Here is a 17,065-nt window from a genome sequence, read left to right as displayed (position 1 = left end):
TTTCGACTCCCCTGGGGTGAACCGCTACGGGTCCGTGACGTGCGGGCCGTAGCCGGACCCTGGTTCTGAACTGGATGGATAACCATTCGCATCGCGGGCAAGCGGCAACTCGAACCAGAATGTCGCTCCCTCGCCCTCCACGGAGTCAAAGCCTATACGCCCGCCCATATGTTCTACCAGTTCCTGGCTAATCGCGAGGCCGAGCCCGGTCCCGCCCTTCGTTCGGCTGTCGGAGCCATCCGCCTGTGCGAATTTCCCGAAGATCTGCTCGCGGAAGTTGTCCGGAACACCCGGCCCATCATCCGCCACACTGACCCGGACGCCTTCAGTCGGTTCATTCGACGCCTGCACCGAAACCCGCACGCTGCCGCCCGGGGGCGAGAACTTCACCGCGTTCGACAGAAGATTGGCGAGCACCTGCAACAGGCGCTGGTCATCGACCCGAACCGCAACCCCGGGCGCGCCACTATCGAGCACCAGCTGGACCTGGTGTTGTTCGGCATAACCCCGATAACTCTCGAGCGCCTGTTCGAGCAGCGGCTCGAGCCGCTCCGCACGCATATCAAAGTGCAGCTTGCCCGCCGCGATCTTCTCCATATCGAGCAGATCGTTGATCAACAGCGTTAGCCGCTGGCTGTTGCGCTGGGCAATCGTGACCATTTCGCCGACCTTGCCGGGCAGTTCGCCGAGCGCGCCGCTGGCAATCATCCCGAGGGCGCCCGAGATCGACGTCAGTGGTGTCCGCAGTTCGTGGCTGACCGTGGAGACGAATTCGTTCTTCATGCGCTCCACCCGCTTGCGTTCGGTGATGTCACGCACAACCCCCACATAGAGGGGCTCGCCGTGTTGCGTGACCTCCGATACGGCGAGTTCCATCGGGAACACGGTTCCATCCTTGCGGCGCCCCTGCAGTTCCCTGCTGGTGCCAATCACCCGCCGGTTGCCAGTGGCCTGATAATTACGCAGGTATACGTCATGGCTCTCACGATCAGGCCCGGTCATCAACACGCTTACATTGCGACCGGCAACCTCACGGGGCATATACCCGAAGATGCGACTTGCACCCGGATTGAACGACTGGATCAACCCATCGCGATCGATCGTGATGATCCCGTCTACGATGTTATCGATGATCGTCTGCGTGCGAAGCGCCTGCTCCGCCAGGGCTCGCTCCGCCTCCATACGCTCGGTTACGTCTTCGTTCACGCCAATCGCCCGCACGACCACACCTGCCGCATCGGTTATCGCCTGTGCCATAGCGCGAATATGACGTGTCGCCCCATCGCCCCGGAGAATTCGGAACGTGAACTCGCGGGGTGTCCCGGGACGTTCAAGGATCGTTTCGAGGCTGGCTTCTGCGTGCTCCACGTCTTCGGGCAGCAAGGCGCGCCTCCAGTCATCGGCATGGTGACCAAAATCGCGGGGTAACACGCCGTAAAGACGGAACATCCCGGAATCCCAGTCAAGCCGCCCACTGGTCAGGTTCAAATCCCATACACCCAGCTGCGCCGCCTCGGTGGCCAGCGTCAACTGCTGGGTGGCATCCCGGAAGCGTTTTTCGCTCTCGCGCACGGCCCGTTCAGCGGCCTTGCGCTCGGTGATGTCCTCGGCGATACCCAGGTAGCCGTTGATATTTCCCTGTTTGTCGGTCTGGGGTGTCACCGTCAGGGAAACGGGAATGCGCATGCCGCCCTTGCGCACAAAGGTCCATTCCCGGGTTTCTGCTCCCTCGCGATCCGCGACCTCGGTAAAGACTTGGAAGCCTTCGATCGGCCGTTCACTGGCGGCGCTCAGTTGCGCCGCGCGCGCGGCGATCTCCTCGGGCACATGGAACAGGGCGGGTGACTGCTGGCCCACCATTTCGTCGGCAGCATAGCCCGTCATCTTTTCCGCGCCCGGATTGAACAGGGTGATCAGACCATCGCGGTCGGTCACCACAATGGCGAATTCCGACGCCGCCGCCAGAACCGCCTGTAACTGATCGGCGGTCTGCGCAAGCTCTGCGGTACGCGCTTGCACCTCGGACTCGAGTTCGATGCGCGCCTGCGCCTGCTGGCGGAAACTGGCCACCAGTTGCCGCGACATCTCCCGCAGGGTCCCGGCCAGGCCGTCGTATTCGAAAATCCGGCTTTCCGGCAGTTCCGGCGCACGCCCCGCGGCGATGTCCGAACTCAACCCTGCACTGACCGCATCCAGCTTGCGCAAGGGACGGCTGATGGCATAACTCAAGGCGGCCGAGACCAGGATGGCCAGGGCCACGATCACCGTCAGGAGGGCAAACAACTCCACGCGCTGCTGCTCCAGCGCCCGGACCACCGGTGCCGCCGGCATCTCCGCATACACCTGCTCGATATCCGGCACGGGGCCCACCGGCGCTGCAACGAAGTAGGCCCCCTGCCCCCAGCGACCCACAGCCGACATCGAACCGTCCGGCAACCAGATCGAGAGCTCGCGATCCAGGGTCTCCACCTGGCCGTCCGACGCCTCCAGCACGCTGCGGACGTCGCCCCGACTGGCCAGCACCCGACCTTCCGGGGACACAATCGCAAGCCCCAGGTCCTCGCGCGTCTGCACCCGCCGCAGATGGTAGTCATACCGGACCCGGCCCTCGCGGTAATCGCTCGCGAGCCGTTCGGACAGATTCTCGGCGCGTTCCTGCAGGCGCTCGACCATGAAGGACTCCTGCTCGTCGCGCTGCTGATAGCTCTCGTGCAGGATCGGTGCCAGCCCGGCCAGCAGGGTGACCGGGAGCATCGCGTGGAACAACAGGCTCGCCAGCGAAGGCCTGCCCAGTCGGGAGGCCTGCTCGCCGCGCCGCGACAACCGCCACAGCATCACCAACAGGCTGGCGATCAGCGTGTTGAACAGCGCATTCACCGCCTGCTTCAGGGCGATCATGGTGGTGGGTTCCCAGTCCATCCCGATCAAGCCGCGATAGAACAGCAACACCAGCGGAACCCCGATCACCAGCCAGTACAGCAGGTCGGCCACCACCACGTTGTACAGCCAGCGCCGGTAAACGAGGCCCACTACCAGTGCCTCGATCACGAACACCACCATCGGATACGGAACGCCCCACAGGACCAGGGTGTAGAGTCCTCCGGCGATCGCGACAATCACCGCGGGCAGCGTCCCCAGCAGCAGCACCGCGAGCATCACCGCGATCGATCCGAAGATGAAGTCCAGACCGAACAGCAGCGGCAGATGGAAGAAATTGCCGGCCACCGCCAGCAGGGCCAGCGCCAACGTCGCAAGCCCGCGCTCCACCGGGCCTGACCACTGCTGCCTCATCCGCGGGCCTCCTCACGGTGGCATCCCAGTTCGAACCAGAACGTCGCCCCCGCGTCCGGCACGGAGTCGAACCCGACCTCGCCGCCCATGCGCTCCACCAGCTCCCGGGTGATCGCCAGTCCCAGGCCGCTACCACCCTTCTGGCGGGTGTCGGAGGCATCGGCCTGGGAAAACTTCTGGAAGATGCGTTCGCGGAACGCCTCCGGGATCCCGGGGCCGTGATCGATCACCGAGACGCGCACCCGCGCCTCGCCATGCTCCATCGTCATCCGCACCTCGCCACCCTCCGGCGAGAACTTGGCTGCGTTGGAGAGCAGATTGGCCAGCACCTGCTGCAGGCGGTCGGCATCCACTTCGACCCGGACCCCGTCGTCCTCCGCATCCAGCATCAGGTGCACCTCGTACTGGTCGGCATAGCTCTGGTTGCTGCGCACAGCCTGCTCCAGCAACGGGAACAGCGGCTGCTCTTGCATCTCGAAGCGCATCTTGCCGGCCACCAGCTTTTCCATGTCCAGCAGGTCGTTGATCAGCAGCCCCAGGCGCTGGCTGTTCTTGTGGGCAATCTCCAGCATCTCCTGCATCCGCTCCGGCAACGCTCCTGCCGCCCCGCCCGTCAGCAGGCCCAGGGCCCCGGAGATCGACGTGAGCGGCGTGCGCAGCTCGTGGCTGACGGTGGAGATGAACTCGTTTTTCATGCGCTCGATGCGCTTGCGCTCGGAGATATCCTCGATGATGGACCAGATCAGTTTGCGACCGGACTTGTCGTGCACGACCATTCCGTTGAGCAGTACCGGATACCGGGTGCCGTCCTTGCGGATGTATTCCTTCTCGTAGGGGCCGTAACGGCCCGTCTGTTCCATGCTCTCCAGTTGCTGCGCTTCCTGCGCTGCGTACTCCCGGGGCGTGACATCCCAGTAGCTGAGTGCAACGAACTCCTCGCGGGTATAACCGGTCGGGCGCAACAGGGCCGCGTTGAGATCCACAAACGCCCCGGTCTCGTAATCGTTCAGAGCGATCCCCACCGGTGAGAGCTCGAACAGCCCCCGCAGGCGGGCCTCGCTGTCCGCGACGGCCAGCTCGGCCTCCTTTTCATCCGTGATATCCCGAATATATCCGTGCCACAGCGTACTGCCGTCGTCGAGGGGCTCGGGCGAGGCGTGACCCTGCACCCACCCCACGCGACCATCATCCCGCAGGGTGCGATACTCGCAATGCCAGTTGCTCAGTTCCCGCCGCGACCGTTCGATGGACTGCGCCACCCGATCCCGGTCCTTCGGGTGCAGACTGCGGAACACCGCGCTGGCATCCTCGCGTGCCGCCTCTGCGCTGATGCCGTAGATGTCCCGGATGCCGGGGCTGCTGTACGGGAAGGCCACGCGGCCGTCCGGCCACTGCCGATACTGATACACCATACCCGGGACCAGTGAGGTCAGCTTCTTCAACTGCTCGTGCGACTGTTCCCGCTCCAGGCTCGCGGCCACCCAGCGCCCCAACAGACGCACGAACATGCGTTCACCCTCGCTGAACGCGGCCGGTCTGGGGTGCGCCGACGAAAAGTTCAGGGTGCCAAAGCGCTGTCCCTCAACCTCCAGCACGACACCGATGTAGGCTTCCAGGCCGAAGTCCGCGTAACACGGGTGGCCCTGGTGCTCGGACGCGGCCATGTGCTCGATCGTCAGCAGGTCGTTGTGCGCAAGGGTCAGCGCACAGTAGGTACGCCCGAGCGCAAAGCGCTGACCACGCTCGAGGGGGGCGCCAGCCGGCGCGACGAACGCCCGCACCGTATAGTCGTCGCCGCGGATCCGGCTGACGATGCCCAGTTCCAGCCCCAGAAAGTCGGCCCCCATTTGTAGCGCGCGCTCGAGCTGGTCATCGAGGTCCAGCGCCACCAGGGATGCAATCTCGTTGAGCGCCGCGAACGCGTCCAGCTGGCGCTGATGCTGTTCACGATGTTCCCGTTCCCGGGTCGCATCGAGGATGAAGCCGTCGAGGTAGCGTACTCGGCCATCCGGATCACGAATGGCGGAGCCCCGTTCCTGGGCCCAGCGGATACTGCCGTCACGATGCCAAATACGGTATTCAACGGACCAGTCGTTGCCGGCGCTCAAGGCCTGTTCCACCGCATCCTGGACTCGTGCCTGGTCATCCTCGTGGATCACGCTGGCGTAACTGCGCACGGAATTGTCGATGAAGTCGCTGGCAGGGTAGCCCGACAACGGATCCACCTGGTCGCTCATGTAGAGCATGGTCCAGTCCGCATCCGGCAGGCAGCGATAGGTGATTCCGGGGATATTGTCGACCAGCGAGCGGAACTGTTGCTCGCTCTCGCGGATCCGCTCGGCATCCTCGCGTTCCCGGGTCACATCGGACTCGATCGCGATGAACCCCTGCAACATCCCCTGCTCGTCGCGCAACGGAGTGCACTGGATACGCACCCAGTACGGGTGGCCGTCGATCCGGTAGTTCAACAGCTCTTCAACGAATGGTTCGCCCCGCGCCAGTGCCTCACCGATCCGGGCTACCGTCTCCGGATCGGTCCCGGCACCCTGCAACAGTTCACCCGGCTGGCGGCCAAGCATTGCGTCCAGGGTATAGCCACTCAAGCGGGTAAAGCCGTCGTTGATCCACTCGACCCGGCCGTCGGCGTCGGTAATGATCACGCCATTGGTCGTCTCGCTCGCCACTCGGGACAGCCGCGCCCGCTCCAACTGGCCCGCCCGGTAACGACGACGGGTGCGAGCCGCATCCACCAATTGCCCCAGCGTGGCGAGCAGCGGCTGCAGAAACTCCACCATGCCCGGGTCGTAGCCACCCGGACGGTTGGCGATCCCCAGCACGGCGATCCGCTCGCCCCCGTGCTCGATGGGTATCCCCAGAAAGGCCTTGAGCGGCGGATGTCCTTCGGGCAAGCCCCCGCTGCGCGGGTCTCCCGCGGGGTCGTTGGCAATCACCGGCCCCGCGCCGGTCAGGGCCGCGCCGAACAGGGTCTCCAGGTTGTGAAACTCCAGCCCCTGGGGTGCGTTGGCCGCGTAGAAGGCGCGGGTCGCGTCATCCCAGGCGATATTGGTGATGGCACTGGTCTTGAGGTAAGGCGAACCTTCAGGCGTGTGCAACACCTCTCCGATAAAGCCGTATTCGCTGAGGGTCAGCTCGAGGGTATCCGCAAGCAGTCCGTCGAAGACCTGCCCACGGTCCTGATCGGCATCGCGAATAAACGCCGACTGCGCACGGGTAATCACCTCGCCAAGTTGCCGCAGATCGGTCAGCGCATTGCCAAGCGCTCGTTGCTCGGTGGAATCGATTTCCGCCTGGACCGCATCGGCGAGGTCACGCAGGGAGCGTCGCTCGTCCTCGCTCAACTGCCGCGGCTGGCTGTCAATCAGGCAAAGTGTTCCGATCCGGTAACCGTCGGAGGCGGATAGTGGCGCGCCGGCGTAGAACCGGATGTGCGGCTCCCCGGTCACCAGTGGGTTGTCGGCAAACCGGGCGTCCGCGCGCGCATCGGGAATCTCGAAGATATCGCCCCCGAGAATCGTATGCCCGCAAAAGGAGACATCACGCCCGGTCTCCGCCACCTCGAGACCCTGCCGCGACTTGAACCACTGCCGGTCCTCGTCCACCAGCGAAACCAGCGCGATGGACACCCCGAACATCCGCCGCGCCAGACGCGTGAGTCGGTCGAACCGCTCCTCAGCCGCGGTATCCAACAGCCCTCGAGCCCGCAGCGCTCGCAGCCGGTCTTTTTCGTTGCCGGGGCAGGGAGGCGTTGAAAAGGCCATCAGCCATGGGGCTCCGGGTCTGCGAAACGCTGACGAATCTCCTCGACTTCGGGCAGCACATCCAGAAACACGTCCACCAGCGTCGGGTCGAAGTGCCGGCCACGGTTCTCGCGAAGCAGCTCCACCGCCGCCTCCACCGTCCATGCTTTTTTGTAAGGCCGCACCGAAGTCAGGGCATCGAACACGTCGGCCAGGGCCGCGATGCGTCCGGCCATGGGGATAGCCTCGCCGGCCAGGCCATTGGGGTAGCCGCTACCATCCCATTTTTCGTGATGGGTCAGGGCAATCTCCCGAGCCATGCGCAGGAGATCGCTGTCATCGCCGTCCAGCAGATTGGCACCGATGCTGGCGTGGGTCTTCATGATCTCCCACTCGTGCGGCTCGAATTTGCCCGGTTTGAGCAGGACCGCATCGGGAATGCCGATCTTGCCGATGTCGTGCATCGGGCTCGCGTTCAGGATGAGGTCGCACTGGGCCTCGTCCCACCCGATCTCGCGTGCCAGCAGGGCACAGGTATGGCTCATGCGCAGGATATGGTAGCCGGTCTCCTCGTCGCGATATTCCGCCGCCCGGCCCAGCCGCTGCACCACCTGCAGCCGGGTGGAATACAGCTCGTGGGTGCGCTGCGCCACCAGCCGGTCCAGCGCATCTTTCTGGTCATGGACCAGCCGGTGCGCCAGCTGTGCGTCGAGCAGATTGTGCACCCGCATCAATAGTTCGCTGCGATCAAAGGGCTTGGTAATGTAGTCGCGCGCGCCCGCGCTCAACGCCCGCAGCAGAAAGTCCTGAGCGTGCTGCGCGGTGAGGATGACAATGGGGGGCAGCAGAGGATCATCCAGCGCCTTGAGCTGTTCCATCACCTGGTAGCCGTCCAGGTGCGGCATGTTGATATCCAGCAGGATCAGGTCCGGGCGCGCCGTCTGGTAATGGGTCAGAACCTCGCGCGGATCGTCGATCAGCACCAGGGCCTCGTACCCCTGGCTGCGCAGCATCTTGTCCAGCAATTTGAGATTGGCGGGCTCGTCGTCGACTAAAAGGATTCGGGCGAGCGCGTGCTGTTCGTTGCTCATGATGTTCTCTTGGATGAGGCAAGGTGCGTGTCGATGGCGGTATACAAATCCCGCACGTTGATCGGTTTGACGAGGTAATCCTGAAACCCCGCGGCCATGCCACGTTCGATATCGCGCTTCATGGCGTTGGCACTGACGGCGATCACCGGGATGGCAAGGGTGCCCGGGTCGGCCCGCAGGCGCTGCAGGCCCTCGAAGCCGTCCATGCCCGGCAGGTTGAGATCCAGCAGGATCAGGTCCGGGCGCTCCCGCCCGGCCAGCAGCAAGCCGTCCTCGGCGTTTTCCGCGGAAAGCAGCTCGATATCGGCGCGTTTGTCCAGGATCTTCTGCACCAGACGCAGGTTGGCCGGGTTGTCTTCGACATACAGGATAGTATGCAATTTTCCCTGGGTTGCAGGCTCGGCAATGCTCGTCGACACAGGCGTGTCGTGATCCATGTCTGCGCTGTCATCGCTGAGCGGCAGTTCGAACCAGAAGGTGCTGCCCTCGCCGGGCACGCTGTCCACGCCGATGCTGCCCTGCATACCCTCGACCAGTTGTTTCGCCAGGGCCAGACCAATGCCGGTGCCCTCGATGCCTTCATAGGCCGACTCCAGACGCTCGAAGGGCCGGAACAGGCGTGCCTGCTGTTCGGTGCTCAGGCCATGGCCGGTGTCGCGCACACTCACCCGCACCTGCCCGGGCGTCGCCGGTTCACACCCGACGTCGATCTGACCCCCATCGCGATTGTACTTGACGGCATTGGACAGCAGATTGAGAAGCACCTGACGCAGGCGCAGAGGGTCGGCCAGCACCGTGCTGGGCTCATTCGTCTGCAGCGTCAACGGGATGTTACGTTCCCTGGCGCGCATCTCGATCTGGGCTACGGCATGCTCAAGGACCGGAACCAGGGCCACCGGTTCGGGGGCGATCTCCAGCTGCCCGGCCTCGATACGGGCCAGGTCCAGCACCTCGTTGACCAGACCCAGCAGGTGCTCCCCGGAATGATGGATCTCGCGGACATTATCGGCCTGCTGCGTACTCAGAGGCGCGCCCCCCGGAAGCTGCAGCACCTGCGTAAAGCCGAGGATGGCATTGAGGGGCGTGCGCAGCTCGTGGCTCATGCGCGACAGGAATTCGTTCTTCGCGGCGTTGGCGCGCTCGAGTTCGGCCGTGCGTTCGCGCACCCGCGCCTCCAGCGTCTCGTTCAGATCCTGAATGCGCTGCGCTTCGATCCGACGCTGACTCACATCTCGAAAAATACCGACCATGAGCGAGCGGCCTGACACGGTGACCCAGCTGGCCGATATATCGGCGTAAAACACCGAACCATCGCGACGCAAAACGGGGATATCCCGGGCCACTGTTTGATGCCGACTGGCCAGCTCGTTGAACTGCTCCAGCACCCAGGACAGAGCATCTGGTGGATGAAGGTCCCGCACCGACAACCGGGCGATCTCTGCCTGCGCATACCCCAGCATGTCGGCAAAGCTCGAATTGGCACTCACGAGGTTTGTGGACTCGGCATTGGCGTACACGATCCCGTCGGTGGAAAGCTCGAACAACTGGCGGTACCGCGATTCACTCTCGGCCAGGGCGGCCTCGGCACGCTTGAGCTCGGTAAGGTCGGTGATCACGTTCGCGATGGCTGCCGACGCTCCCGCCTCACCGGGAAGGGCGAACACACTGTTGAGGGTCGAAATGTAACGCCCATCCAGGGCTTTTAGCGCGAGTTCGCCGGTCCATTGGCCGCTGGTCGCGACCGTCGGCAGAACCGTGGATTCAAGAAACGCAAAGACCTCGTCATCGTAGAACGACTGGACGCGGTAACCATCGGAGGGGTCCGCATCCTCCGGCATCGCCAGCAGATTCCGGAAAGCCCTGTTGAAATACAGCACGGTTCCATCGGGGTCTGCCCAGCCCACCGCCTGCGGTGCCCCTTCCACCAGCGCCTGCATGCGGCGGCGAGCCTCCTCGGCCCGATGACGTTCGTCATCATTGCGGACAAGGCCTTCCAGGTACAGCAGTTCGCCGCGGGCATCGAAATGACCACGGCCCTCCTCGTAACACCAGCGAACGCGACCTGCGCGATCGAACATGCGGTATTGCAAACGGTACTCGTCACGCTGCGCCAGTGCGGCCTGGACCTCGTTCCACACGTGCTCCTGATCATCGGGATGAATCTGGTCGGCAAAGTGGCGTGCGCCGCGCTGGAAGTCGGCCGCCGGGTATCCGGTCAGGGTCTCCCCACCCTCGGACATGAAGGTCACGGTCCAGTTGCGATCATTGCGGCAGCGGTACACGAACCCGTCGAGATTGTCCGTCACCCGGCGCAGGGTGGTGGCGGCAAGGGCATCGCCTTGCCGATTGAGGATCACAAAACCCGCCGCCAGCAGCACCGCAAGCGCTGCATGCACCAGTTGCACCGGCCATCCGGTGGCGGCCAGGAAATCCGCCGTCGTGGGCAGCCATTCTGCCAGCAGCCGCCCGGAAGCCGGGGACGGCAACAGGGTCAGGACGGCATAGCCCAGCATGGCGAGGGCTGCGATGCGCAACCAGCGGATGCGCGCGAGGGTATCCTGCGCACGGGTCGTGGCCCCCGCCAGGGAGAGCAGCCCGATGCCGGTCAGGGCCGCCGCCGGTGCCCCAAGCAGGTAGCGTGTGCCCAGTTCCAGCCCGGCAGCGGCAGCGGGGGCCACCCACATGGCAGCGCCGACACCCAGACCGGTCACGGCAAACAGGGGCAGCGCGGCCAGTCGGTGCCCCCCGGGCCGCTCGTTCCACAGGCGCCGACCGAACTCCAGCAGCGCGGCAAACGAGCTGACCATCAGAACGGCACTCAGCACCGCGAGCCAGGGGGCAGGATCCCGCAGGCGCTCGCCGTCAATGAACCCCTGCAACCCGTGCAGCATACCGAAGGCGGCCAGCCACCCAAGATGGGCCACCAGACCGGTGCCGCGCTCCCGGCGCATGCCGTGCAGCGCGGCAATACCCAGAACAAAGAACGCCAGCGCGTAGACCTGGAAGATCAGCCCCAGAGAGGTCTCGCCCCACCCAGGCGTCATGTCGTACGTTTCGCGAGGTGGCGCTGCACCGTGTCCAGAAACTGCCCGACATTGAGCGGCTTGGTCAGATAATCCGCAAAACCCGCCGCCATGCCACGTTCGATGTCGCGCGGCATGGCATTGGCGGTGACCGCCACCACCGGGGTTCGCTCCAGCTCGGCCTCGGCCTGGAGCACCTCCAGTACCTGGTAGCCATCCATGCCCGGCAGGTTGATGTCCAGCAGGATCAGATCCGGTCGATGCTCCCGAACCAGATCCATACCCAGCCACGGGGTATGGGCGGTGAGCAGGCGGACCTCCGGCAACTGCCCAACCAGCTGCTCCACCAGCCTCAGGTTCGCGGGGTTATCCTCGATGTACAGCACGGTCCGGCTCTGCTCATCGGAGAGCCCGCAGTCCTCGGGAGACGCCCCCCGGGGCAACGCAGGCTCCGCGCCGCGGAGCGGGCTCCCCTCCGCCCCCGCCCCCGCCAGCGGCAGCTCGATCCAGAAAGTACTGCCCACTTCCGGCTCGCTCTCCACCCCTACCGTGCCACGCATCAGTTCCACCATACGCCGGGTGAGCGTCAGGCCGATGCCAGTGCCCTCGATCCCGCTGTTCTCGGCATCCAGACGGTTGAAGGGATCGAACAGATCTTCCAGCTTGTCTTCCGGGATGCCCTTGCCGGTGTCGGCAACCCGGATCCGGAGCCGGTCGGAGCCTTCACGGTGCGTGTCGACCTTCACGTGACCGCCGTCGCGGTTGTACTTGACCGCATTGGAGACCAGGTTAAGAAGTGCCTGTTTCAATCGGGTCAGGTCCGCCCGTACCACGACACCCTCGGTCCCCTCGTGGTGAAGGTGGATATGGCGCTGGTCGGCCGCCGTACCCACAAGCGAGAGACATTCCTGAACGACCGGATCGACTTCCACTGGCTCCAGCGACATATCGATTCTGCCGGATTCGATCTTGGCCAGATCCAGGATTTCGTTGATCAGTTCCAGCAGATGCTTGCCAGCCCGCAGGATCTCGCTGACATTCTCCTGTGGTTCCTCGCCAAGGCTGTCGTCGTATTCCAGCAACTGGCCGAACCCGAGGATCGCATTCATCGGCGTCCGCAGCTCGTGGCTCATGCTCGAGAGGAACTCGGACTTGGCCTGATTGGCGCGATCGGCTTCCTCGCGCGCGGCGACCAGGGCCTCTTCGGCCTGCTTGCGCTCGCTGATGTCACGGAGCAACCCGACAAAGTACTGCTGCCCGGCAATCGCAATTTCGCTGACCGAGACCTCCAGCGGGAATTCGGCCCCATCGGCCTTCTGCCCGGTCACCTCGACGAGTCGATTGATGACGCGCGCTTCACCGCTGGCCCGATACCGCTGCAGGTAGCCGTCGTGTTCCGAACGCACCGGGTCCGGCATCAGCATGGATACATTATTGCCGACCAGGTCCTGCTGGTCGTATCCAAAGATGGCCCGAACCGCGGGGCTGGCCAGCTGGATCACGCCCGCCGCGTCGATCACCAGCACGCCATCCAGCACGGAATTGACCACATGCCGGAAGATCTGTAGGGTCTCTTCAGCGGCCTTGCGCGCATCAATGTCGCTGTGGATGCCGATCATGCGTACCGGATCACCCCGGACATCGCGTTCCACCACTGTGCCCCGGCACAGCACCCATTTGTAACTGCCGTTCTTGCAGCGCAGCCGCAACTCCACGTTATATCGGTCACTGTCTCCCGCGAGATAGTCAGCCAGCTGTTGCTGTACCCCCCCCAGGTCTTCGGGATGCACCGAGCCCTTCCAGGACTCGACACTCGGCTCCAGTTCACCAGGCCGGTAACCCAGCATGGGTTCATATTGGCCGGAGAACGTCATGCGACCGCTTTTGATATCCCAGTCCCAGACGCCATCGCCGGCCCCTTCCACCGCAAAGACGAAACGCTCTTCGCTCTCGCGTATGCGCTGTTCGGCCTCGACCTGCTCGGTCACGTCCTGCACGGTACCCGTCAGGCGAATCAGGTTGCCGTCGGCGTCCGTTTCCGCCTGCGCGAGTTCGTTGACGTGGCGAATGCTGCCGTCGGGCCGAACGATGCGGTGCACGACATCGTGGCGGCCGGTCCTTTCGGCTTCCAGCACATCGTCGCGAACCCGCTGGAGGTCATCCGGATGAACGGCTGCATAAAACACGTCGACACTCGGGGTGATACTGCCGGGCTCATGGCCAAAGATGCGGTAGATCTCGTCGGACCAGAACAGCTCACCGCTGACCAGATCGGCCCGCCAGTTTCCGAGCGATGCCAGGGCCTGTGCCTCCACGAGTTGCCGCTCCCGCTCGGCCAGCGCCAGTTCGGCGTTCTTGCGGTCATCGATGTCCTGGACCACCCCGATCATGCGCAAGGCCCTGCCATCGGCATCACGCACTGCAGCACCGCGCTCCATGAGCCAGCGCACGGTGCCATCTGGCCACACCACACGATGCTCGATGTCGTAGGGCACATCGTCCGCCACACAGGCGTTTACCGCGGCAATCACCGCGTCGCGGTCTTCCGGGTGGATAGCGGCAAGAAAGTTGTCGTAGAAGGTTTCCAGTTCGCCTTCGAGGTACCCGAACAACGGCGGGATGCGCTCCGACCAGTACAGCTCGCCCGTGACGATGTTCCATTCCCAGGTACCGATATTGGCGAACATCTGCCCCCGGCGCAGGCGCTCCTTGGCGGTCTCCGCCGCCTGCTCGGCAAGCTTGCGCTCGGTGATGTTGGCGTGACTCACCACGACACCACGTCCTTCGTGTGTCAACGGCAGCACCGTCATCTCGTACCACTGAGCCCGGGTAGGCGAATGGCAGGGATACTCGAGCCGGAAACGAGGTGAGCGTCCTGCGATGACTGCCTCGATCCCTCTGGCCGCGTCACTGGCCGTTGGCTCTATGGTGTCCTCGGCGTGCCGACAGATCTCGAGGTAGTTGGTACCAACATCGTCACCCCGATCCGCGTCAGCCGGTTCGGGGGCGTTCTCCGCCCCGTAGCGTCGCCAGGGTTCGTTGACCGCCACGATCACGCCGTCGCGATCGAGCACCGCGATGTGCGCGGAAACCGAGTCCAGCACGTCCTGGGTAAAACGCTGCTGTTCCCGGATCTCCCGGTCGACCGCAGCACGAAGCAGCGCACTGCCGACCAGACCGGCCAGCAAACCCAGCAGATCCAGATTCGTCGATGCCAAAGGGGTGCCGACTCGATGATGGAAGCAGATGGCCCCCAGGCTCTTCCCGCCGCGCCGGATCGGAAAGTCCGAAAAGGACCGGATACCCATGGATTCGAACAAGGCCTTCTCCGCCGCCGCCTCGAGCGGAAGTGCGGCCACGTCGGAAACCATTACCGGCTGGTCGCCCAGGAGATGGGCCCGCCACCAGGGAACCGCCGTCAGCGGAATATCCTGCAGATCCTCCTGCTTGCGATCCACCCCGGGCGCGCACCATTCGTGGCTGCTGCCCATGCGCGTACCATCTTCCGAGAACTGGAACAGGTAGGCGCAGTCGGCCCCCAGGTGCATACCGATCCGACGCAAGGTCCGATCAATAGCCGCATCCAGCGAGTCGGCACCGGCCGCGAGCAAGTCGGCCGCAGCCTGACCCACCACCTTGCGCATGGCGTTCTGCGCGCGCTGCGCGGCCTCGGCCGCCTTGATACCCGTGATGTCGGTGCGGATCGAGACGTACTGGTAGGGCAGTCCGTGCTCGTCCAGAAACGGCGTAATGGTGGACTGCACCCAGTACAGCGAACCGTCCTTCGCCCGGTTGCAGATCTCGCCATACCAGACCTGTCCCGAGGAGATCGTCTCCCACATCGCCTCGTAGAACGCCCGTGAGTGCTCCTGCGACTTGAGCATGCGGTGGTTCTGGCCGATCAGTTCTGCGCGCTGGTAGCCACTGATCTCGCAGAACTTGTCGTTGGCATAGATGATGTTGCCCGCGACGTCGGCCATACTGACGATGGCGTGCTGATCCAGCGCGAGGTGCTCGCGTTCCCGTTCGTACAGCGTGTCCTGCAGGCGCTGCTGCATCGCGGCATGCTGGCGCGAGCGGCGCGCCCGGGCGCTGACCGCAGCAATCAGGTGATCGGCCTCCACCGGCTTGACCAGGAAATCGTCACCCCCCTGGCTGAGCGCTTCCAGTTGCAGGCTTTTGTCGGTCTCGGTAGACAGGAACAGGATGGGCAGGGCCAGATACTCATCGCGCTCTCGCACCAGCGCCGCGAGTTCGGGCCCGCGAAGCTCGGGCATGTGGACGTCCAGCACCACAACATCGGGGCGGAAGGCGTCCAGTGCTTCCAGGGCCTCGAGCGGCCGGCTTAGCGCCTGCACCGTCATGCCGGCGCCGCGCAGCACGGCGGACTGGGCCTCCAGCAACAGGGGGTCGTCATCCACCAGTAACACCCGGAAGGGATTCGACGGCATGCGCCCCGTAAGGGCATCCAGCAGTTCGACAAGCGCCTGCGGGTTTATCGGCTTCAACAGGTAGCGACGGGCACCGCCTCGAAGGGCGGCGAGACGCGCCTCGATGTCGTCGCGTACCGAAGTCACCACCACCGGCGGGCTGCCCTTGCTGCCCGCCTTGAGTTCGGCCAGGAGTTCGGCGCCTGCGGTATCACCCTCGGGAAAGACCATGTCCAGGACAACGGCATCGGGCGCTTCATCCGCGCCGCGGAACTCATCCGGCGCGGAGAATATCCGCACACGGTACTCTGCGTCCCTCAGGATCCGGGCCAGGTGTTCAGCCTGCTCGGTATCGTCCTCGACGATATCGATCAGCGGTGGACGGTCGAGGTGCGGTGTGGCCTGGGGCGACGTCAGGCTGGGCTCTTCGCTATGGAGCGGGCTGTGCGCCAGTTGTTGGAGACGCTCCAGCTCCGCGCCGATGGCGGCCCAGGCGTTCTCCTCCGGGGCCGCCCCGGAATCCACGATGGCCTTGAGGCGGATTTCCAGTTGCCGTGCCGCAGCCGATACCGACTGCATGCCGAAGGTGCCGGCACTGCCAATCAGGCTGTGGATATGACGGTGCAGTTCCGCCGCTGCGTCCACCTGCCAGGCACCGGGGCATAGCCCACGGTAACGCTCGTGCAGAACATCCAGCCTCTCGGGCAAGCCGGCCACAAACTGACGCTGTAGTTCACGCAGGGAATCATCGATCACGGACATGCGGACAGGAACCCCTGCATCAGCGACAATTTCCGGTGCGTAAAAGCATCGGTGCTCGGGCCGTCGCGGCGGCCGACACACGTCCAGCCCTCAACAAAACTATCCCAGAATATTCTGGCCTCCAGTCAACCCCTTAAAATATTAATGGATATTGCCCGCGGGTGCCCATGCCGCCCCGACCAGCCCCGGGCCGCCGTCCCGCTGGGCAAGAAGACCGGGTTCTGGTACAGGTGGGCAACAGCGGCGTAGGGAAACACTGATGAATGTACACGCTCGCGCTCGAGTCGCTTTTGCTTGCGTTTAATGCGCGGTGACTGCCGTGCAGTCATTCTGCACAAAGGAACCGCAACACCGTGAGCGCGCCCGTTTTTGATAACAGCAGGCGGCCGAGCCCCTGCATTCAATCGCTTGCGGGGCTGGCACCCCAGGTTCCCCGATCCGGCGTTGCGCCGCTTGACCGTAGAATGACTACGGCGCTGCACGGCGCGCCTTGTCTCGGAAAACCGGGGGTGCCAACGCGAGCGTGTACATTAATCAGGTTGTGTGCGTCAAGTTGTGCAGAAATGAGTCGGCCATGTTCGGTTGGTCCGTATGGCTCAGGCGGCCTCGGCCTGCCGGAGCAAGATCTTCTTGTGTTCTTTGAGCAGATCCATGTTCAGGTAGCGGTTGTCCTCCAGCCAGCCTTCGTGGATTTCGACGGCCAGGGCCCG

Annotated in this window: 5 protein-coding genes; all 5 read right to left on the bottom strand. The window is 64.2% G+C overall.

The features are described from left to right. Window positions 1-24: 24 nt before the first annotated feature. Window positions 25-3,267 carry a PAS domain S-box protein gene (locus F627_RS0102030; protein ID WP_019583114.1) on the bottom strand — a complete coding sequence of 1,081 codons (3,243 nt, stop codon included), beginning with the start codon at window positions 3,265-3,267 and terminating at the stop codon, window positions 25-27. Window positions 3,268-3,287: 20 nt separating this feature from the next. Then, window positions 3,288-6,998 carry a PAS domain S-box protein gene (locus tag F627_RS0102025; protein ID WP_081630704.1) on the bottom strand — a complete coding sequence of 1,237 codons (3,711 nt, stop codon included), beginning with the start codon at window positions 6,996-6,998 and terminating at the stop codon, window positions 3,288-3,290. Window positions 6,999-7,069: 71 nt separating this feature from the next. Next, on the bottom strand, window positions 7,070-8,140 hold the full coding sequence (locus tag F627_RS0102020; protein ID WP_019583112.1) for an HD-GYP domain-containing protein: 1,071 nt from the start codon (window positions 8,138-8,140) through the stop codon (window positions 7,070-7,072). Further along, the gene (locus F627_RS0102015) at window positions 8,137-11,184 is read right to left on the bottom strand and encodes a PAS domain S-box protein (RefSeq protein WP_019583111.1); all 3,048 of its coding nucleotides are present in this window, start codon (window positions 11,182-11,184) and stop codon (window positions 8,137-8,139) included. The genes F627_RS0102020 and F627_RS0102015 overlap by 4 nt, the downstream gene beginning before the upstream one ends. Further along, window positions 11,181-16,355: a PAS domain-containing protein gene (locus F627_RS0102010; protein ID WP_019583110.1), complete on the bottom strand. Its 5,175-nt coding sequence runs from the start codon at window positions 16,353-16,355 to the stop codon at window positions 11,181-11,183. The genes F627_RS0102015 and F627_RS0102010 overlap by 4 nt, the downstream gene beginning before the upstream one ends. Between the last annotated feature and the right edge of the window lie 710 nt (window positions 16,356-17,065).

The sequence above is a fragment of the Thioalkalivibrio sp. ALE16 genome, from assembly GCF_000381305.1.
Taxonomy (GTDB): domain Bacteria; phylum Pseudomonadota; class Gammaproteobacteria; order Ectothiorhodospirales; family Ectothiorhodospiraceae; genus Thioalkalivibrio.
Note: the sequence above shows the minus strand (reverse complement) of the source record. Positions and strands in the feature narration are given on the sequence as shown.

Bases quoted from the DNA above. Each gene is read 5' to 3' on its own strand.
- F627_RS0102010 (WP_019583110.1), bottom strand. From the start codon at position 16,355: ATGTCCGTGATCGATGATTCCCTGCGTGAACTACAGCGTCAGTTTGTG.
- F627_RS0102020 (WP_019583112.1), bottom strand. From the start codon at position 8,140: ATGAGCAACGAACAGCACGCGCTCGCCCGAATCCTTTTAGTCGACGAC.
- F627_RS0102015 (WP_019583111.1), bottom strand. From the start codon at position 11,184: ATGACGCCTGGGTGGGGCGAGACCTCTCTGGGGCTGATCTTCCAGGTC.